The organism is Paenibacillus sp. EPM92 (assembly GCF_016586185.1).
Classification (GTDB): domain Bacteria; phylum Bacillota; class Bacilli; order Paenibacillales; family NBRC-103111; genus Paenibacillus_G; species Paenibacillus_G validus.
The window spans coordinates 21,291-40,539 of sequence record NZ_BCPS01000104.1 but is presented as its reverse complement, the minus strand read 5'-3'; the positions used below and the strand labels follow the sequence as shown (position 1 = coordinate 40,539).

The 19,249-nt window shown below is 51.4% G+C and carries 20 protein-coding genes; 19 read left to right on the top strand and 1 reads right to left on the bottom strand.

From position 1 onward, the window contains the following. Positions 1–29 precede the first annotated feature (29 nt). The 9 genes from JMF85_RS26195 (at position 30) to JMF85_RS26155 (ending at position 8,868) form a co-directional block, all read left to right on the top strand. Positions 30–1,376, top strand: a complete 1,347-nt coding sequence (locus JMF85_RS26195) for a sulfatase family protein (RefSeq protein ID WP_201319254.1) — start codon at positions 30–32, stop codon at positions 1,374–1,376. A gap of 346 nt (positions 1,377–1,722) precedes the next feature. Then, the gene (locus JMF85_RS26190) at positions 1,723–2,301 is read left to right on the top strand and encodes a TetR/AcrR family transcriptional regulator (protein WP_230876057.1); all 579 of its coding nucleotides are present in this window, start codon (positions 1,723–1,725) and stop codon (positions 2,299–2,301) included. 48 nt (positions 2,302–2,349) lie between these two features. After that, complete coding sequence (locus JMF85_RS26185; RefSeq protein ID WP_201319253.1) at positions 2,350–3,360, top strand: ABC transporter permease; 1,011 nt, start codon at positions 2,350–2,352, stop codon at positions 3,358–3,360. Then, complete coding sequence (locus JMF85_RS26180; protein WP_127608413.1) at positions 3,353–4,237, top strand: ABC transporter permease; 885 nt, start codon at positions 3,353–3,355, stop codon at positions 4,235–4,237. Before JMF85_RS26185 ends, JMF85_RS26180 begins: the two co-directional genes overlap by 8 nt. A 5-nt stretch (positions 4,238–4,242) precedes the next feature. Next, positions 4,243–5,853 (top strand): ABC transporter substrate-binding protein, encoded by a 1,611-nt coding sequence (locus tag JMF85_RS26175; protein WP_054799391.1) that lies wholly within the window; start codon positions 4,243–4,245, stop codon positions 5,851–5,853. Positions 5,854–5,917: 64 nt separating this feature from the next. After that, on the top strand, positions 5,918–6,904 hold the full coding sequence (locus tag JMF85_RS26170; protein WP_054797712.1) for an ABC transporter ATP-binding protein: 987 nt from the start codon (positions 5,918–5,920) through the stop codon (positions 6,902–6,904). Beyond that, the gene (locus tag JMF85_RS26165; protein ID WP_127608415.1) at positions 6,888–7,871 is read left to right on the top strand and encodes an ABC transporter ATP-binding protein; all 984 of its coding nucleotides are present in this window, start codon (positions 6,888–6,890) and stop codon (positions 7,869–7,871) included. Before JMF85_RS26170 ends, JMF85_RS26165 begins: the two co-directional genes overlap by 17 nt. 37 nt (positions 7,872–7,908) lie before the next feature. Continuing rightward, positions 7,909–8,346, top strand: coding sequence for an OsmC family protein (locus JMF85_RS26160; RefSeq protein WP_127608416.1), 438 nt, complete (start codon positions 7,909–7,911; stop codon positions 8,344–8,346). Positions 8,347–8,571: 225 nt separating this feature from the next. After that, positions 8,572–8,868, top strand: coding sequence for a DUF2325 domain-containing protein (locus JMF85_RS26155; protein WP_230876056.1), 297 nt, complete (start codon positions 8,572–8,574; stop codon positions 8,866–8,868). A gap of 141 nt (positions 8,869–9,009) precedes the next feature. On the opposite strand, the gene JMF85_RS26150 is transcribed toward JMF85_RS26155, so the two are convergent. After that, the gene (locus JMF85_RS26150) at positions 9,010–9,921 is read right to left on the bottom strand and encodes a LysR family transcriptional regulator (protein WP_127608418.1); all 912 of its coding nucleotides are present in this window, start codon (positions 9,919–9,921) and stop codon (positions 9,010–9,012) included. A gap of 247 nt (positions 9,922–10,168) precedes the next feature. On the opposite strand from JMF85_RS26150, the gene JMF85_RS26145 reads away from it, so the two are divergent. The 10 genes from JMF85_RS26145 (at position 10,169) to JMF85_RS26100 (ending at position 19,234) form a co-directional block, all read left to right on the top strand. Then, on the top strand, positions 10,169–11,176 hold the full coding sequence (locus JMF85_RS26145) for a dihydroxyacetone kinase subunit DhaK (protein WP_201319252.1): 1,008 nt from the start codon (positions 10,169–10,171) through the stop codon (positions 11,174–11,176). After that, complete coding sequence (gene dhaL / locus JMF85_RS26140; RefSeq protein ID WP_201319251.1) at positions 11,173–11,835, top strand: dihydroxyacetone kinase subunit DhaL; 663 nt, start codon at positions 11,173–11,175, stop codon at positions 11,833–11,835. Before JMF85_RS26145 ends, dhaL begins: the two co-directional genes overlap by 4 nt. Positions 11,836–11,855: 20 nt before the next feature. Then, complete coding sequence (locus JMF85_RS26135) at positions 11,856–12,944, top strand: amidohydrolase family protein (protein ID WP_230876055.1); 1,089 nt, start codon at positions 11,856–11,858, stop codon at positions 12,942–12,944. Between the two features lie 12 nt (positions 12,945–12,956). Continuing rightward, the gene (locus JMF85_RS26130) at positions 12,957–13,310 is read left to right on the top strand and encodes a Rieske (2Fe-2S) protein (RefSeq protein ID WP_127608419.1); all 354 of its coding nucleotides are present in this window, start codon (positions 12,957–12,959) and stop codon (positions 13,308–13,310) included. A gap of 58 nt (positions 13,311–13,368) precedes the next feature. Next, positions 13,369–14,133 (top strand): ABC transporter ATP-binding protein, encoded by a 765-nt coding sequence (locus JMF85_RS26125; protein ID WP_141335067.1) that lies wholly within the window; start codon positions 13,369–13,371, stop codon positions 14,131–14,133. Continuing rightward, positions 14,120–14,824 carry an ABC transporter ATP-binding protein gene (locus tag JMF85_RS26120; protein WP_127608421.1) on the top strand — a complete coding sequence of 235 codons (705 nt, stop codon included), beginning with the start codon at positions 14,120–14,122 and terminating at the stop codon, positions 14,822–14,824. Before JMF85_RS26125 ends, JMF85_RS26120 begins: the two co-directional genes overlap by 14 nt. A gap of 31 nt (positions 14,825–14,855) precedes the next feature. Beyond that, complete coding sequence (locus JMF85_RS26115) at positions 14,856–16,106, top strand: ABC transporter substrate-binding protein (RefSeq protein ID WP_155614557.1); 1,251 nt, start codon at positions 14,856–14,858, stop codon at positions 16,104–16,106. Positions 16,107–16,189: 83 nt separating this feature from the next. Then, positions 16,190–17,056, top strand: coding sequence for a branched-chain amino acid ABC transporter permease (locus JMF85_RS26110; protein ID WP_054799388.1), 867 nt, complete (start codon positions 16,190–16,192; stop codon positions 17,054–17,056). After that, positions 17,053–18,033: a branched-chain amino acid ABC transporter permease gene (locus JMF85_RS26105; protein ID WP_054799387.1), complete on the top strand. Its 981-nt coding sequence runs from the start codon at positions 17,053–17,055 to the stop codon at positions 18,031–18,033. The genes JMF85_RS26110 and JMF85_RS26105 overlap by 4 nt, the downstream gene beginning before the upstream one ends. 322 nt (positions 18,034–18,355) lie before the next feature. After that, the gene (locus JMF85_RS26100; RefSeq protein ID WP_236596004.1) at positions 18,356–19,234 is read left to right on the top strand and encodes an AraC family transcriptional regulator; all 879 of its coding nucleotides are present in this window, start codon (positions 18,356–18,358) and stop codon (positions 19,232–19,234) included. Positions 19,235–19,249: the final 15 nt, after the last annotated feature.

The window sequence follows — 19,249 nt, the reverse complement described above, 5'->3', positions numbered from 1 at the left end:
TCGTGCAGCGATATAAAGAGGAGAGCGACATGAAAAAACCAAACATTCTGTTTATGATCTCACACGATACCGGACGTTATTTAGGCTGCTACGGTAAAGGGGTGGAAACGCCCGCCATCGATGCGCTTGCAGAGAAAGGGGTTCGCTTCGACAATTACTTTTGTCCGGCCCCGCAGTGCAGTCCGAGCCGCGCAAGTATTCTTACCGGCCTGTATCCGCATAATAACGGGATGCTCGGTCTTGCACATTTGGGCTTTTCCATACGACCCGAGGTCACGACCTTACCGAAGGAGCTGCAGAAGCTGGGATACGAAACGGCGCTCATCGGCTTTAGCCACGAAACGATCGGCGAACCCGACAGCCGGCTGACGTCCTCGACCTACAAGCTGGGATATGAACGTGTGGAGCCGGTGCCGGGAGATCGTGGACCTCAAGTAGCTGAGCGGGTTGTACAATATTTGCAGGAAAAGGGTGCCTCTGCCGAGGGGAGACCGTTTTTTGCGTCGGTCGGTTTTTTTGAGACACACCGTGATTTTGACGAGTATGAAGCGGTGAAGGACCCCGCGGATCAAGTGACTCCGCCCCCATACTTACCCGATCACCCTCAGGTAAGAGAGGATTTTGCGCTGCTTCACGGTTCGGTGAAAGTACTCGATCAGAGTATCGGCCGCATTCTTCAAGGTCTGGAAGAAGCCGGTTTAAGTAAGGACACGCTGGTCATTTATACGACGGACCACGGGATTGCCTTCCCGCGGGCGAAGGGAACACTTATGGACGCCGGCTTGGAGACGGCCCTCGTCATGTATTACCCGGGTCTGATCGAAGGCGGGAAGGTCGTAAAAGAACTGCTCTGCAACGTGGACTTGATGCCAACGCTGCTTCAGCTCGTTGGCGGAGACATTCCGCAAGAGCTGGACGGGACAAGCTTCCTCGGATTGTTCAAGCCGGAAGCCAGCGCTGTAAGCCGTGACCATTTCTTCGCGGAGCTGACCTGGCATGACTTGTATCATCCGATGAGAGGTGTTCGTACGCAGCAGTACAAGTATATCCGCAATTTCGAGGACGGCCCTTCCGTGTACTTGCCGCTTGATATTCATCGGAGCTTATCCGGCGAAATCGTGCGGGACGATTATTACGTTCCTAATGCTTTAGAGGAGCTCTATGATTTGGAGGCAGATCCGTTGGAGCGTCATAATTTAGCTGCAAATCCCGACTACGCGAATGTTCTTCACGAGCTGCGGGGTAAAGTGGATGCCTGGATGAAGGAAACGCAGGACCCGCTGCTATCCGGCCGCGTCGCGGGATGGCCGGCCCCGGAATGGCAGGAGCAATTGGATAACGGCTCGGCGTATGCTTCGGAGAAGCGTTCGAAATGATCGCCATGAAGGGATAGAACGTACGTTACATGTGATTTCTCAGAAGCTGCGAGTCAAGCTCTATTGGGTGGTTCATTCTCTGGAATGAGCCTGCCTGATAGGGCTTTCGCCAGTTGCCCCCATAAATTTCATGGCATCAACAACAGTATCCGGCGACTAGCCTGAGCTTTCCGGATGAGACAGATGAGGGATGAAAATATTAGTATTGACAAATTCCGAGTAAGTCTATAAGATATAAAATTATATAAAACTGACTGACTAGTCAATCTTGAAGGAGTGTGTATTTGTTATTACCAACGATAACGATAAAAGTGCTTCAAAGCGGGATCTGCGCCGGGAACAGCTTTTGGCAATTGCGGTCGAGCGGTTTGCCAAGCATGGGTACCACAATACGAAGATATCCGATATTGTAGCCGATGCCGGCGTGGCGCAAGGAACGTTCTATTGGTATTTCAAGAGCAAAGAAGCGATCGGTCTGGAAATCATACGTTCCGGCCGGGAACGGCTGCTTCAAGTGATTGCGAAAGGCTACCGCAGCCAAAGCGGTTCCGTTTCAGAGATGGTCGAAGGCTCGCAGCGTCTCTTGAAGGATATTTTTCAATTTGCCGATGAAAACCGGTATTTTATGGAGCTGCTGCTAACCGGAGGTGAGGATGAATCGATTCGAAGAGCCTCTAAGGAAACGCGTATCGACATGGAGGAGGCGTTCAGGCGCAATATTGAAAGAGCGACTGAACTCGGGATGCTGCCAGGGTCAATGAATTTGCATATGCGTGCGGCACTATTAGTGAGTCTCATCGAAGGAGTTATAGCCCGTTGGCTGTTCGGACCGATCCATCCGAATTCCGACTTGGCACGCCTTACGGCGGAAGAACTGGCGGCTGAGACGGTGCGATTCGAATTTTTCGGCTTATTAGGGATCTAAGCAAATGAAGGCCCCTATTAATAGCCTAATAAGGAGGATAAGAGGGACTTGCTGGTATACTCGCTCCGGCGTTTAACAATGATGGTTCCTAGTCTCATCGGGATTATCGTAGTCACCTTCATCCTGACACGGGTACTGCCGGGGGACCCGGCTTTGATGATAACCGGTGAGCAGGCGCTTCCCGAGTTTGTGGAGAAGGTGCGTGAGCAATACGGATTTAATCAGCCTTTATATATCCAATTTTGGGAGTATATCAAGCAGCTGGCCCGAGGAGATCTCGGATACGCTTGGCATACGGGACATTCTGTGGCTTCCGATTTCGCCACACGGTTTCCCGCTACGCTCGAACTTACACTTGCCAGCATGGTGATCGCACTTATGGTTGCCATACCGTTAGGCGTCTTGGCTGCTGCCCGAAAAAATTCCGTGATTGACCATTTCACGCGAATTCTCTCCTTGATAGGCTCCTGCATGCCGATTTTTTGGCTTGGCTTGCTGCTGATCAGCCTGTTTTATTCGAAGCTTGGCTGGCTGCCCGCGCCGGTTGGCCGAATCAGCGGGGATATCAATCCGCCGACGCATGTAACCGGATTGTATGTGATTGACAGCTTGCTTAGCTTGGATATGGTGGCGCTGAAGGATTCCCTCCTTCATTTGTTGATGCCGGCTTTTTGTTTAAGCTTAGGCACGATGGCCATTGTGACCAAAATGATTCGAGCCAGCATGCTGGACGTCATCAAGCAGGATTTCATGAGAACGGCGAAAGCCAAAGGCTTGTCGGACGGTGCCGTCATTGCCAAGCATGGACTTATTAACGGCTTAGTACCGACCCTAACGGTAGTCGGGCTTCAGTTCGGATATCTTCTCGGCGGAGCGGTGATCACCGAAACGGTTTTCGTCTGGCCGGGTGTAGGCCAATACGTCACGGAATCTATTCTGGCGGCCGATTACGCGCCAATCCAGGCGATAACGCTGATCAGTGCCGTGTTATACGGAATTTTGAATCTAATAGTAGAGCTTTGGTATGGGGTGCTGGATCCGAGGGTGCGTTATGAATAAGCGAAAGCAAGCTATCGTCGTCATAAATCATGTATTGAACAACAGGTTAACGTGTATTGGACTGATTCTTGTACTCGTTTGGGTCGTGCTGGCCGTGCTGGCGCCTTGGGTCGCTCCTTATTTGCCTAACGAGCCTCAAACAGCAGATAAGCTGCTGCCGCCGAATGCTGCGCATTGGTTTGGCACGGACAATTATGGCAGAGATATATTTAGTAGAATTGTATATGGTGCTCAAGTCACCGTATGGACAGGATTCGTCTCCGTCGGCATCGCTTTTTTTATCGGAGTTCCGCTGGGAGCCATCGCCGGCTATTTTGGAGGGAGAAGCGGAAATATCATTATGCGCATCATGGATACGCTGCTTGCGTTTCCTTCGCTCATCCTGGCTATGGCCATTGCAGCTTCCATTGGTCCAGGGCTGTTCGGAGCGCTGCTGGCGGTCGGCATTGTCGGTATTCCTGAGTTCGCGCGACTGATGTATGGACAAACCGTCGTGATCAAGGAACGGGAATTTATCGAGGCTAGCCGGGCCTTAGGCGTCAGACATAGCGCTATCTTGTTCGGTCATATTTTTCCTAACGCATTCGCCCCGTTGCTGGTGCAGGTTACACTCGGTCTGGGATCCGCCGTACTGACGACCGCCAGTCTAAGTTTTCTTGGGCTGGGCGTACGACCGCCGACCGCGGAATGGGGGGCGATGATTTCCCACGGGCGCGATTATATCATTTCCGGCGAATGGTGGATGACGGTATTCCCCGGCATAGCCATCGCTACTACGATTCTCGGGTTTAATCTGCTTGGGGACGGACTGCGGGACATACTCGATCCGCACTCTCGTTCCTCGAAGGATAATAAATTCAGAGCAAAGAAGGAGTAGAGAAAATGAAACCAAACAAGCTTATTATGATCATTTCAGCAATATTAATTCTGGTGCTGGCGGCAGGCTGCACGAATAGCGCGAATCCGAAGCCGGGCGCGAATAACTCCGAGCAGCCTCAAGCTGGCGCGAATAACGATACGCCCGCTGCGGGTCAAACGATAACCATCGCCTACTCCCAAGGTGCAGGTCAAACGATGGATCCTCATGAAGCGGCAGATTTGACCTCGGCCTCCTATGCGTTTGCCTTGTACGATCAGCTGGTAACGAGCGGCACAGAAACCAAAGACGGGAAAACCGTAGGCCGTACGGATCAGATCGTGCCTTCCTTGGCTGAGAAGTGGACGATCTCCGACGATAAGAAAACTTATACATTCGTGCTGCGCGACGGCGTGAAATTCCACAGCGGCAACCCTGTGAATGCCGATGCGGTTGTATTCTCCTTCAAGAGACTTCAAAGCAAGGGCGAGAGCGGCAGCTTGTATAAGCTCTCGAACATCGAATCGTTTAAGAAAATCGATGACAAAACTGTAGAATTTAAGCTTGCGGCACCGAACCCGCTGTTCTTGAAATATTTGGCGACCTTTACCTTCTCGGTCGTTGATCCATCCGTCGTTGAGGGCAAGCCTGACGGTTATTTAACCCAGAACTCGGCAGGCTCGGGCGCATTCACCCTGGAGAAGTGGGACCCCGCCACGGAAGCCGTATTCGTAGCGAATAAAAGCTACTGGAAGGGCGCTCCGAAGGTCGACAAAGTGGTGGTGAAGTACGTAAAAGAAGCGTCGAACCGAGAGCTTTTCCTGGAAAAGGGAGATATTGACGTCGCTCTGGATATTCCGGCCAAGGATGTGGGGAGCTTATCCAAGAAGGATAACCTGGTTATCAGCTCCGAATCGACAAACCGCATCGTATATATGGGAATGAACGCGAATTTCAAGCCTTTTGACAACCTGAAGGTCAGACAGGCGATCAATTACTTGATTAATCAGGACAAATTGCTGCAGGATGTTGTCTTTGGTCAAGCCTCCAAGATGACCAGCTCCATCTCAAGCAAGTCTCCTGCTCATACCTCTGAAGGCTATGAATACAAGTATGATGTGGAGAAAGCCAAATCCTTATTGAAGGAAGCCGGCTACGAGAAGGGCTTTACGTTCGATCTGACCATTTCCTCCGCGACACAGGATTACGAGGATATTGCCGTACTGCTTAAGGCTGAGCTGGAGAAGGTCGGAATTACGTTGAATATTAATAAAGTGGCGCCGGCACAATACCGGGAGCTGACGACCAAAAAGTCGGTGCCTGCGTTCCTTGGCAAATATACGTCGCTCGTGAACGACCCGTCGTACCATTACGGATTTTTGCTGGACAGCAAGGGCGCTTCGAACTATGCTGCTTATAACAACCCTGAAGTCGACAGCCTGCTGGCTAAGGGCAATTCCGAGACCGATGAAGCTAAGCGCACTGCGATTTACAAGGAAGTTCAGAAAAAGATCACGGCCGATTCCCCATGGGCTTATCTGTACGAAAGCAATCTGATTGCAGGCTTCAATAAGAACGTGAAGGGGTATGTATTCTATCCGGATGAGATCATCCGATTTGCCTCGCTCTATAAATAATAAACAAGCCCCCGAGTAACTTCGGGGGTTTTGCCGGACTTTACTCGTTACACGGGAGGCGAATATGACTAAGCTTTTGGAGGTTTATAACTTAAGAACGGAGTTTGCCGCCCCGTCGGGCTCGGTACGTGTAGTGGACGGTATCGATCTGTATTTGAATTCAGGAGAAACGCTCGGAATAGTCGGAGAATCCGGCAGCGGAAAAAGCATCACTTCGCTCTCCATCATGCGTCTTCTCCCGGAACAAGCCGTGATTACGGGAGGCGACATTCGCTTACAAGGACAGAACCTGGCGCAGCTGCCTGAGTCCGAGATGAGGAAGGTTCGCGGGAACCGGATTGCCATGATCTTTCAAGAGCCGATGACGGCATTGAACCCGGTGTTCAAAATCGGGAGACAGCTGGAAGAGGCGATACGGCAGCATTCAAACAAAGATAAGAGAACAGCCCGCAAGGAAGCAGTCTCTTTGTTGAGAGATGTGGAAATTTCGGCGCCTGAACAAGTGGCCAAGCTCTATCCGCACCAGCTGTCGGGAGGAATGCGTCAACGGGTGATGATAGCGATGGCTATGGCAAGCAGCCCGGAAATATTAATTGCCGATGAACCGACGACAGCGCTCGACGTCACGATTCAAGCCCAAATCCTGGACCTGATGCGTAGGCTCAAGCGGGAGCGGGGCATGGCGATCATGCTGATCACGCATGATTTAGGCGTTGTCGCCGAGATGTGCGACCGGGTTTCCGTGATGTATGGGGGGCAAATCGTCGAGGAGGGAGACGTCGCGAGCTTGTTTCGGGAGCCGAAGCATCCTTACACGGTGGGGCTGTTGAAATCGGTGCCCCAATTCACGGACGGCGAAAAGCGCCTATACTCGATTGCCGGACAGGTACCCCATCCTTCCGAATACCCGAAGGGCTGCCGTTTTGCGGAGAGATGCCCTTCCAAAATCGATATTTGCGAGATTGAGGAGCCGGGCACGTTCGACTTTGGAAACGGCCACCGGTGCAAATGTCATCTGTACAGGAGGGATACGCATGCCCCCGATGCTTGAGGTACGTGATTTGAAAAAGCATTATCCCGCTCGGAATGGAATATTCCGTAAAGGAGCCGGTACTGCTAAGGCGCTCGACGGCGTTTCCTTGTCCATTGAAAAAGGAGAGACCTTCGCGGTCGTCGGAGAGTCGGGCTGCGGCAAAACGACGTTTGGCAAAACGGTCCTGCGATTAATAGAGCCGACCGCAGGGAGCATTCGGTTTGACGGCACGGATATCACCTCATTAGGCCCGGAGCAGCTGCGTCAGCTGAAAACCGACATGCAGATTGTTTTCCAGGATCCGTACGGTTCGTTGGACCCCAAGTGGACCATTCAACGGACGCTGGAGGAGCCGCTTCGCACCCATTTGAAATTATCCGCTCAAGACATCAAGGCCAAGGTCGGCGAGATGCTGGAAGTCGTCGGATTAAATTCGCATCACGCTCTTCGATATCCGCATGAGCTGTCCGGAGGACAACGGCAGCGTATCGGCATTGCGCGGGCTTTGATTCTTCAGCCCAAATTCGTGGTTCTTGACGAGCCGGTTTCAGCTTTGGACGTATCCATACAAGCCCAAATTCTGAATTTGATGCAGGATCTGCAAAGCCGTTTGTCGCTCACCTACTTGTTCGTTTCTCATGATTTGTCGGTCGTTCGATTCATTAGCGATCGGGTCGGCGTCATGTATTTAGGCAGAATGGTAGAGATGGGGCCCACGGAGGAGCTGTTTGAGCGCCCGCTTCATCCTTACACCCAAGCGCTCATCTCGGCGATCCCCGAACCGGACCCGGACAAGCGCAGGGAGCGAATTGTGCTATCCGGGGATGTTCCCAGCCCGCGCAATCCTCCTTCGGGATGCGCTTTTCATACCCGTTGTCCGCTAGTTAAGCCGGAATGCAGGAACATACAGCCCGAGTGGCGGATGGTTGACGGGAACCGTTATATTGCTTGTCACTTATATGAGAAGAACAACAATTCCAATTGATTACCATGATCTCACAGGAGAAAGCGGGTTTTAAAGGATGCTCGTAACGACCAAATGGCAAGGCAAACGCTCATTTCAATCGGTAGGCCCTTCCGGGTTCAGCATAAGCATGGACGCAACGCCGGCTTACGGCGGAGACGGAGAGGGGGCGACGCCGATGGAGCTTCTGCTGGCAGGCTTGGCAGGCTGCATCGGGATAGATATTACGATGATTTTGAATAATTTCTTGCATACGGTGGAACACCTGGAGATCGATGCCGAGGGTTCCCGAAGAGAAGCGGCGCCCAAAGGCTTTAACGCCATCGAGCTGACGGTAAGGGTCGATGGGACGATCCCCGACTACCGCGTGTGGAACGCCATCGAGTTGGGAAGCAAAAAGTACTGCTCTGTGTCCGATTCACTGAATGCGGATATCACGTACAGACTTATTCTTAACGGAATTGAAGTGCCCAATCCTAAAGCGCTGCCGCAATGAGCGAATAGGTAACTATACAAGCAAAATAACCGGCTGTTGCAGCCGGTTATTTTGCTTTACCTTGTAAACCGCTGATTAACCGGATGAGGTTGTTTTAGTTGAGACAAACACCCGCGCTGCTCATGGTACTAATAATCCGAGTAAACCGATTGACATTTACACATATTGAGTTAAAATAACCTTAACAGGTTTTGAAAGAGTCCAATGATAAGGGGGGAATTGAAAATGAAGACAGTTGCGATCATCGGAGGCAGTCAAACCGATACCTACAAAAAAATGGGTGAAAAGCGCGGTTTGATCGTCGTGCATCATAATGGAAAGACGGGTGGAGGCTCTGTAGAAAACTATTTTCAACGAATCATTAATAAAGCCGATGTTATTATAATCTTAAAAGGAGCGATCAAGCATACTTCGATGTGGGCCGTGCGCGAGCTCGCGGAAAAAAAGGGTAAGAAAATCGACTATCATGATGGCTTCGGTGCATCTGGAGCGTTAGAGAAGGCTCTACAAATAGTTGGATAATGAAGTTCAATAAAACCCCGCCAAAGGAGATGGCAGAAATAACCTGTTTATTAACGCCGTAGACCCTATTCCAGTGCAGCTGGAAGAGGGTCTATTCATCTGTGGACGAATGACTGTTCAGTCCGGCAACGAAGAACCCGTTCAACCGTTCCCCTTCTGGATCTCCAGCTTCAGCAGATTGAGGAATTTCTTGGCCGCGGGAGACAGCGGTTTATCCTTGGACCGGATCCAGCCGAAATACGTTCTGTGCTTTTGCTCGAAATCCGCGATGTCGACGGTAATGATATCCCCGTTGATGATGTAGGGATCGTAATGCACGATATTGCTGGTCCCGATGCCGATGCCCAGGCCTTCAATGGTCGCCCTTTTGATCACATCATTGCTGTCCGTTGTGAACAGGATCTTAAACGGCCCGTATTTGTCGGATAATTCCTTGACGAACTGTTTCACATTCTCACTCTTGTACAGGACCAGCGGATATTTCGCCAATTCCTCCGTAGTGATCGTACCGTTGAAGGCCAGAGGCGTATTTTTCCCTACATACACCTTCATCTTCGCTTCCAGAAGCTTCTCGAAATAAAAACTTTCATACGTTTTCAGCAGATCCTCAGGAATGGTGATCAGGCCAATCTCGGCGTGCTGCAGCCTTAAATCCTCGAGAATATCGCTTGTTCCTTTTTCGTTGATTTCGATATGGATATCGGGGTGATCGCTTCTAAAGGCTAACAGGGTGTTGAACAGCAGCATCATCATGTTGGGAATGACCGAAATTTTCAATTCGCCGGTTATCAGGCTTTTATGCATGTGTGCTTCCTGCCTCAGCTCCCGCAGATTGCTTAAAATTTCATAGGCTTTCTTAATGATCACTTTGCCTTCATCGGTTGGGTAGGTTCCCATTCGTGACCGGTTGAAAATTTTAATGCCCAGCTCCTCTTCGAGACTGGTAATCGACTGGCTGATTCCGGATTGCGAAATATGCAGTTTTTCCGCCGCGATCGATATTGAACTCGTTTTGGCCACTTCAACGATATATTCCAATTGTTCAATATTCATCGTCTTACTCCCCGTATGAGTTAATAGTGCAGTATGCCTTCATCATACCATATTTCATGACATGGATTGCCGTCATGCAAGCTGCCCGGCCTGATCCATAACTTCAGCTTAACTAAAGATCACTATTATTAATTTTACATTAATTGCATTAATGCTATAAGATAAATCCATCCTTATGTAAGGGCTTTCAGTTTACAATATCGACTTAAGTGTAAGGGCTTGGAAAATGATCAGAGGAGCGATGGCCGTGAAAAAATTGATAAACAACCCGGAGCGGGTTGTAGATGAAATGATAGAAGGCTTCATCCATGCATTTGGAAACGATTATACCAAAGTGGACGGCATTAACGGAATTGTCCTTAAACACAAAAAAGACAAAGTCGGCCTTGTCATCGGGGGCGGCAGCGGTCATGAACCCCTGTTTCTCGGTTATGTGGGTGAGGGTTTGGCGGACGGGGCGGCGATCGGCCATGTGTTCGCTGCGCCGACTCCGAGCACCATACAAGGCGTAGCCAAAGCGGTCGATTCGGGCAGGGGTGTCCTGTTTCTGATCGTGAACTATGCCGGGGATGTGCTGAATTTCGAAATGGCGGCGGAGATGCTGGACATGGAGGGGCTGACAACCGCAACCGTACCTGTATATGACGATGTGGCCTCCGCGCCGCCGGAAAGAATCCATGACCGGAGAGGCGTTGCCGGATTCCTGTTTGTCCTCAAAGTCGCAGGAGCCGCAGCCGACCAGGGACACAGCCTGGATGAAGTCGTGCGGATCGCCCGGAAAGCAAGCGAGGCCACCCGCTCCGTATCCGTTGCGCTGTCACCGGGTACCATACCCGGCTCGGTTAAACCGTCGTTTACGCTCGCGGACGACGAAATCGAATTCGGCATGGGCATCCACGGCGAGCCTGGCATCAAACGAACAAAGCTGATGCAGGCGGACGAACTGACGGACAACATGCTGGATTACATGCTGGATGATCTTCCCTTCGCCAGCGGCGATGAAGTCTGCGTGCTGGTCAACGGTCTCGGCTCAACGACGCTTATCGAACTTATGATCGTCAATCGCAGAGTGTCCCGGGTTTTGGCCGGGCGCGGCATTGCCATCCATGACACTGTAATCGGAAATTATTGTACAACGATGGAAATGGGAGGCGTTTCGATCTCGCTGATCCGATTGGACGACGAGCTGAAACGGTATTACAACCATCCCGCACAATCCTCTTTTTATCATAACATGCACAGACAGGAGCGATGATCGTGGAGAACACGTTAAACGTACAGATGACCTGTGATTTGTTCCGGTTTGTCGGCGAGAGGATCATCGAAAGCAAACCGATCCTTACGGAGGTTGACGGTGCCATCGGCGACGGCGATCATGGCATCGGCATGTCTATCGGTTTTACGGCGGCCATCCAGAAATTGAACGAAACCGAGATGACGAGCATCAACGATATTTTCAGAACGATCGGCATGTCCATGATCAACTCCATGGGCGGCGCGTCGGGCATCATCTTTGGCACCATGTTTACAGGCGGCGTGAAAAACATGCCGGTCATGGACCGGATCGATTTGGAAGCGCTGTCAACCATCATGGAAAATGCGTTGAAAGCGGTCAAGGAACGCGGAAAGGCCGATCTCGGGGATAAGACGATGATTGATGCTCTGCAGCCGGCCGTTGCCACGCTGCGGAAATATGCGGATAAATCCGCCAGTTTGCTAGACGCGCTGAAGGCAGCGGAAGAAAGCGCGCGAGTCGGCGTGGAGAATACCAAGCAGTATGTATCCAGGTTTGGCCGGGCGAAAGCGCTGGGAGAGCGGGCGATCGGACACCAGGATGCCGGAGCCACCTCCGTCTGGATCATTTTCCGCGCGATGGCCGCCTGGATCGAAAATAGGAAAGCTGTCAGCAGCTAATGGACAAGGAGATGTCAAGTATGAGCATAGCCCCTAAGTTAATCGATACGGACGTACACAATTCGATGGCCGACAGGAAGGACCTGCTTCCGTATTTGCCCAAAGCGTGGCATCAGCAATGGATGGAGTACGGTTACGGCATGGAAGGCTCCAAAACCTGGTCTCCTGTAGGCGTGCTGCGCAAAGACGCCGTTCCTGACAACGGCGGTACAGTGGCAAGCGATCCTTACTTCGTATTGAAGGACCATATATACAAATATGGCATCGATTACGCGATCTTAACCGGCACCCCGTACATGAATGCGATTTCGCTCTGCTACGATCCGGACTATGGCAATGTGCTCGCGTCGGCGCTGAACGACTGGACTGTGGAAACGTGGTTGAAGGCGAGCCCTCATTATAAAGGCTCCATTCATGTGAACCATTCAGATCCGGCTGCGGCCGTCAAGGAAATCGAACGGATGGCCGGCCATAAAGATATGGTCCAAATTATTATGTGCAGCGCTGCAAGAGTGCCGTACGGTCAGCGGTTCTACCATCCGATCTATGAAGCTGCCGAACGGCACGGACTGCCGGTTGCCGTTCATCCCGGCTTGGAAGGCTTGGGCCCGACCTATCCTCCTACCCCATCCGGCTATCCGACGCGGTTTATGGAATGGGAAAACGTGCTTCCCCTCAACTTTATGACGCACGTGAACAGCCTGGTCTGCGAAGGGGTATTCGAGAAATTCCCGGCATTCAAATTTGTCGCCATTGAAGGCGGCGTATCCTGGCTTCCGCATCTGATGTGGAGGATGGACAAAAACTACAAGGCGCTCCGGGATACGGTTCCCTGGCTGAAGAGACTGCCGTCCGAATATATCAAGGAGCATATCCGGCTGACTACGCAGCCGATCGAGGAGCCGGTCAGCCCGGAACATCTGGTGCAAATCTACAAAATGAGCGGTGCGGAGGATGTCGTCATGTATTCTTCGGATTACGCGCATTGGGATTATGATCCCCCTAAGGTAGCGCTTGCCCCCTTCCCCAGGGAGATGAGGGAGAAAATAGGTGCCGGAAACGCGATGGAGCTGTACGGATTGAAGGAAGCGGTTTCAACAACCGTGTAGAGGAGGACGTAGATGAACAAGTACGCAGCTGCCAAGGTCGCCGAGTTGGCGGAGCGCGGCCGGAAGGTCGTTACAGTGAATGGAATCGAAATCGGGATTTTTCTTGTAAACGGGCAATACTTCGCTTGGCGCAACATGTGCCCGCATGCCTACGCGCCGGTATGTGTCGGGATGGTGTGCGGTACCCACCTTCCGTCAGATGTGTATGAATATGAATTCGGACGCGAACAGGAAATATTGCGCTGTCCCTGGCACGGATGGGAATTCGACCTCCGTACAGGGGAGCATCTGGTGAATAGCGGAACGAAGCTCAGGGGATATCCCGTGGAGCAGGACGGCGAGGACTTATATTTGGTATTCAAATAACGACAAAACGCATAATCGCCTGCAAGAACTGCATCGGTGATTACCTGGAGGTGCCTGCATGCTGGAGTTAACGGATGTGAGCAAGCACTACGGCGGCATTAAAGCCGTCGATAAGGTGAGCTTCAAAGTTTATCCGAACGAAGTCGTAGGTCTGATCGGGCCCAACGGATCAGGAAAGACGACCATGATGGACCTGATTTCGGGGCATACCCCTCTGACAAGCGGCCACATCGTATTCAACGGCCAAGATATTACGCGTCACAACGCGACGAAGATAGCCCGTGCCGGTATTCGGAGAACGTTTCAGACAACAAGCCTTTTTAAGGACTGTACGGTATTGGAGAACTTGTCCATAGCCTCCCATCTCGAGGACAAGCGATCATTGTTTAATGTGACGACACGTAAACAAAGCCAGCTCAACATCGAGCATAAATCGCTTGAGCTGCTGGAGTTCGTCGGGATCGACAGCGCCTATGCGGACCGGTCCGTATCGGAGCTTAGCACGGCGGATCAGCGGCGGCTTATGGTCGCGATGGCGATGGTCGGCGATCCGGCCTTCATTCTGCTCGATGAACCGTCGGCAGGGATGATTGTCGGGGAGCGCGACGATTTTCAACATCTCCTTCTGAAAATTAAAAACCGGGGCATCTCCATCCTGATTGTTGAGCATCATATGCGCTTGTTGTCCAAAATTTGCGACAGGATGGTTGTGCTGAACTTTGGAAAAGTGATAGCCGACGACAAACCGGAGATCGTCCAGCGGGACCCGGTCGTCGTTGAAGCCTATCTGGGAAGGGGAAGTGCAGCTCATGCTCACGGTTGAAAATTTGCATGTTTCCTGGGGAAGCCTCGAGGTGCTGCATGGGATCAGCTTCACGGCGAAGGAAGGCCAGACAACGGTTGTGCTGGGCCCGAACGGAGCGGGAAAAACATCGACGATGAAGGCGGTACTGGGATTGGCCCGAATCACCCGGGGGTCCATTACATTCAACGGCGTGGACATTACCCGCATGTCTCCGCGGGAACGCATTCTGCAGGGGATTGCGCTCTGTCCGGAAGGAAGGCAGGTGTTCCCCACGCTTACGGTTAAAGAGAACCTGGAGCTGGGCGGGTATCTCCGGTCGGACGCATCGGCCATCCGGAGCGATGTGGAAAGGCTTGTCGAATGGTTCCCGATTCTGAAGGATCGCTGGACGCAGCCGGCCGCTAACTTGAGCGGCGGGGAGCAGCAGATGCTTGCCGTGGCGAGAATGCTCATGTCGCGGCCCCGGATGGCGCTGCTGGATGAGCCGTCTCTAGGGCTGGCCCCTATGATGGTCGAGAAAATCGGAGAGATCGTGAACAAGATCCGCGAGGAAGGTACGTCCGTTCTGCTGGTGGAACAGAATGCCAATATGGCTTTATCGGTTTCCGATTACGCTTATGTCCTGGATGCCGGTTCCATCGTGAAGGGAGGGTCGACCGAAGAGGTGAAGACGGATTCGATCGTACAAAGCGTTTATCTGGGTGTCTAGCCTTACAAATCCATTAAAGGGGAACAAACAAATGAAAAAAACAAGGCTGGTTATGATTGTAGCATTGTTGGTTTCTGTATTTGCAGCGGGGTGCGGGAACTCGTCGTCGTCTTCTTCCGAACCGACGATCGTCATCGGGGAGACCGAGCCGCTTTCCGGACCGCTTGCCGTTTATGGCGTACCGCAAAATAACAGCATCAAGCTCGCCGTCAAACATATCAATGAGCGGGGCGGAATCGACGTCGGGGGGAAGAAACATAGGATTGAGCTGGTTTCGCTCGACGATCAATTCAACCCGACAACCGCACTTAGCAATATCAAGAAAATGGTGGAGCACGAGAAGATCCAGTTTCTCGTCGGTTTCATGAGCGGCTCCTCGGTAATGCCCGCCTTTCCTTACATTAAAGAAAATAAGCTTCCGACCCTTGTCGGCGTAGCTCCCGACAAAGCGATCACGGCAACGAATAACCCCTACGTCTTTCACGTCCGCCCGCCGAGTGACTTCACGGGCCTGACGAGCGGAAGGTTTATCGGCGAAGAGCTGAACGTAAAAACGATGGCTGTGGTCGGTACGACCGCCCAAGGGTTCTTCAAGGACCTGATCGAGGGTGTACAGCAGGGGCTTCAATCCACCGGCGGCAGCATCACAACGGTACAGGGCTTCAAAGTCGGAGATCAGGATATTACGGCACAGCTGACAGCGGCAATCGCGACGAAACCGGATGCCATTTACGTCGGGGCCGACGTAGAATCAGCGGCGTTCGTCTATAAACAAGCCAAAGAATTGGGATATAAGGGCCGACTGCTCGGTTTCAACGGAGGCTCGAAGGCACAGTTTGAGAAAATTGTTTCCGCCGATGTGCTCGAAGGCATCTACGACATGATTCCGGCAGAAATCAATCCGTCCGATCATTCGATCAACGGTCCGTACGCGCAGACCTTCCTGGATAAATATAAAGCGGAATATAACGTGGAAGCGCCGCCAAGCACCGGCTACGGTTACGATCTGATGAACATTCTGGCCGCGGCGATCGAGCAGGCTGGAACGACGGACGCGGATGCGGTCGTGAAAGCGCTGAACGAGATGCCGGTTCCGAAAGAGCATATGACGATGAAATGGATCCCGGTGGAAGGCAAGATGTTTGACAAGAACAATCAGGCCTATGTGCCGAATGCAAGCTTCGTATGGACGGGCGGAGATAAGAAGGTGCATAAAGAAATGAACAGCCCTGTCCAAGAATACTCGGAAGGATTGGCCAAAATCAGAAACGCGTCCAAGTAAACAAAAGCGAAGATGGCCGGGCCGCCGATACGCTTCGGACGGGTCCGGCCAAACGAACATAGGCTTCGAACGGAGGGACTATATTGAATGAGCTTTTGCAGCAGTTGGCGAACGGGTTGGTCATGTCCAGCCTGTACCTGCTCCTTGCGTTAGGTTTGTCTTTGGTATTCGGGGTTCTGCATATTCCTCATTTTGCATTCGGGTCGGTCGCGGTGCTCGGCGGATATTTCGGCTTGGTGTTTATCAATCGGATGGGCTTTCCCATCTGGATATCCATCCTGCTGGCGATCGCGATTTCAACGGCAGCGGGCATTCTGCTGGAGCGGCTCCCGTACAAGAACGCGAATGAGCTGCCTCCCCTCAATATATTTATTATTTCACTGGGACTGATGACGTTCCTGAATAATACGATGCAGCTGATCTTCGGGCCGGACCAGTTCCAGGTCAAATTGGACGCGGGCGGCATGATCAAGCTTGGTCCCGTTATGCTTACCGAACTGCGCTTGATTCTGATCCTGACCGCAATCAGCATTACGGTGGCGACAGCCGTTATTTTGAAGAAGAGCAAGCTGGGCACAGCGATTCGTGCCGTCGCCGAGAACCGTGAAGCAGCCCTGCTGATGGGCATCAGCATCAAAGGCATATCGGCATTTGTATTTGGCTTTGCCTCGGCTGTAGGCGCCCTCGTCGGCATCTTGTATGGAGGATTGTATTCCCTGGTCCCGACCCGGGGCAACGATCTGATCTTTTTCGGTTTTGCGGCGCTCGTATTGGCCGGAATGGGCAACCTCATGGGAACGATCATATCCTGTTTGATCATCGGCATCTTCCAATCTCTGACCATCGGATACATTTCGAGCCATTATTCAACCGTAGCGGTTTTCGTGATGATCATTCTGGTTCTTGTGTTTAAGCCGATGGGGTTGTTTGCCAAGGAGGTCAGGCGATGAAAACGATCCTGAACCGCGGCTCCCTGCTGTCGATCGCCCTCGTCCTTCTGGCCGCCTTGATCCCTCTGTTCACCACGTCTTCTTATTACCAGGGCCTTTTCATATTAACGTTCATATGGATCGTGGTGAATCAGGGCTTAAACATTATTCTTGGATTTACAGGCTATACGTCGCTGGTGCAGGGCGGACTGTTCGGCGTCGGAGCCTATATAACGGCTATTTGCGCGACTACGTTCGGCATGAACGTTTGGTCCGCGGCACTGATCGCCATCGCGGGCAATGGTCTGATCGCTTTGACGCTTGCCTTAATTGTGTTTCGGACCAGCGGTCATTTCTTTGCGATTCTGACATTGTCGATGTCCCTTATTCTGGATGAGCTTTTTCATAATCTGGCCATTACCGGCGGGAATCTCGGAATCTCCGGAGTACCCGGCTTGTTCCCGAGCTCATGGCCGAGAGAGACCTACTATTATTTCGTGCTGGCGGTCATGCTGCTCGCAATCGCATTCGTAGCCTGGCTGCGCAAGTCGCGACTCGGTTACGGACTGCGCGGCATCGGCTCGAATGACAGGCTGGCGGCCAGCGTAGGCGTTCCGCTGTATGTGTACAAGACGGCTTCATTTGTATTGTCGGCTTTGTTTGCCGGCGTGGGCGGGGTTTTGTACGTCTATTTTACCGGGTTTGTCAGCCCGGCGCCCTTCAACGTCGCGGCATCGATGGCGTGTCTGCTTGCCGTTGTCATCGGCGGTTCGGGAACGCTGCTCGGCCCGGTATTGGGATCGATCCTGCTCGTGTTTTTACCGGCCTGGCTGCAAAACTTCCAGGATTACCAGTTGACCATCTACGGCCTGGCCGTCATCTTAATCATCCGGTTTATGCCGAAAGGGCTGGTTGGGCTAGGGCGTTATTTCAAGCGGAATAAAGCGGTGCCGAAACCGGCAAAAACAGGCGGCGAGGAAATATCTCTGCAACGATAAGATACTGTTCGAACAGCAAAAAAACTTATGATCATGAGGTCATAAGTTTTTTTATTTCTAAATCTTGAAATTGTAGTAGAAAGTTGAAAGCGCCCAGCCGGCCATATGGATGATTAAAAGCATGGCTAATACGGCTTCAATAGCGTTCCCTTTCAACTGGATTTGGATTGCTCGCAACGTTTAATAAATCTCACCTATTTTCAGCAATTCTGATTAAATTAACAGCAATATCCGTTATTTCAATGGCTGACATGTGTGGTATTATTGATCACGTAGCAGTCGTTTTATGTCGAATCAAATATACAAATAGTACTATTGAGGGGTGGTACTGATTTCTTTAATAATTCACACTCCGACGAATCTTGCTCTCCGAAGAAATGGAATTTATGTTCGAGCGGATCAAAGCGAATGGCAGTATAATTGGCCGGTTCATACGCATGAAGGCTTTGAAATTTATTATTTCATTCGCGGGAGCGCCAATTACATTATCGGTGAGGATATTTATGATTTGTCGCCAGGTGACATGCTGCTATTTCGCGGCAGCACGATTCATAGAGTGAATCCTGCGAAAGACGTTCCCTATGTCCGGAGTTATGTTAACTTTACGGAATTGTTTCTCAAGGAGCAATTACCGCCCGAGATGTATCAGAAATTGTTATCGTTGTTTGACGCCCCCGGCGGCTTGCTGATTCGCTGGGCACTCGACGAGCAAGGTGAAATTGAGAGCGGTTTCCGACTTTTGCAGCAAGAAATTGAACGCGAAGCGTTCGGATACGAAGTGATTCTGAAGACGTATCTTGCGCAATTGTTAATTAAGATTTACAGGAAGTCCAAGCATCTGGTCGAATTTTCGCCTACTGAACAGCCGTCCCATAGTCAGGCGAATGTAAGGCGAATTTTGCAGTACATTAACCAGCATTTCACAGAAAACATCACGCTGGCCGATCTTTCGAAAGCGCTCCATTTGAACAAATATTACATTTGTCATTCTTTTAAGGAAGTCACGGGATACACGGTTAACAATTATTTGATGAGCAAGCGGATTGAAGAGGCCAAGAAGCTGTTGCTGACGACGAATGAACCGGTTAGTGCTATCGCAGAAAAAATCGGCTTCAACACTTCGGTGCATTTCAGCCGTTCGTTTAAGCAGTATGCCGGAGTGTCGCCGCAAATTTTTCGAAAAGTAAGCGTTAGCAAATGACCATGTTGATTATAA